This window comes from Bacteroides caecigallinarum (genome assembly GCF_016901995.1).
GTDB lineage: Bacteria > Bacteroidota > Bacteroidia > Bacteroidales > Bacteroidaceae > Phocaeicola > Phocaeicola cellulolyticus.
The window spans coordinates 1-303 of sequence record NZ_JACJLE010000186.1 but is presented as its reverse complement, the minus strand read 5'-3'; the positions used below and the strand labels follow the sequence as shown (position 1 = coordinate 303).

Below are 303 nucleotides of genomic sequence, written 5' to 3'. Positions count from 1 at the left end.
ACCGTTGGTTATTAATTTTTAATTTTTAATTGACTTACATGAAATACCCTATAGGAATACAGAATTTTGAAAAGATACGCGAAGGCGGTTATCTTTATATAGACAAGACGGATCTGATATATGACCTGGTAAATAACGGTGTATATTACTTTCTGAGCCGTCCGCGCAGGTTCGGAAAGAGTCTGCTTATCTCTACGCTGGAGACTTATTTCAGCGGAAAGAGGGAGATGTTCGAGGGGCTGAAGATTGCGGAACTGGAGAAGGAATGGACGGAATATCCTGTGCTGCATCTGGACCTGAATA

The 303-nt window shown here is 41.3% G+C and carries 1 protein-coding gene; it reads left to right on the top strand.

Features of this window, described 5'->3' with window-relative positions:
- Positions 1 to 38: 38 nt before the first annotated feature.
- Positions 39 to 303, top strand: a 265-nt coding sequence (locus H6A61_RS16340; RefSeq protein ID WP_204394812.1) for an AAA family ATPase, incomplete at its 3' end; no start/stop codon positions are given.